General features: G+C 69.3%; 1 protein-coding gene. It reads left to right on the top strand.

The window, feature by feature from the left end:
- Positions 1–12: 12 nt before the first annotated feature.
- Positions 13–345: tyrosine-type recombinase/integrase (locus CBX98_RS25720; protein WP_197710259.1), on the top strand; the 333-nt coding region annotated here is incomplete at its 3' end.

Here is a 345-nt window from a genome sequence, read left to right as displayed (position 1 = left end):
CAGCGTCCGCGTATGCCGCGCAGCCTGCCCAAGGCGCTGGCCGAGCGCGAGATCGAGGCACTGATCGTCGCGCCCGACCTGACCGGCCCGCTGGGGCAGCGGGACCGGGCGATGCTTGAATTGATGTACTCGTCGGGCTTGCGAGTATCGGAACTCGTCGAGTTGCCGCTCGCCGGGCTGAATACGCGGCAGGGCGTGCTTCGCGTCACCGGCAAGGGCGGCAAGGATCGTCTCGTGCCGGTAGGCGAGGAAGCCCTGAACCACGTGGAGGCGTATCTGCGCGAGGCGCGCCCTCAGTTGGCCAGCGGGCATGGCCAGCCGGCTGCACTGTTTCTCTCGCGCCGC

Origin of the sequence: Vibrio sp. T9 (assembly GCF_003123985.1) — a bacterium.
Taxonomy (GTDB): Bacteria; Pseudomonadota; Gammaproteobacteria; order Enterobacterales; family Vibrionaceae; genus Vibrio; species Vibrio diabolicus.
Note: the sequence above shows the minus strand (reverse complement) of the source record. Positions and strands in the feature narration are given on the sequence as shown.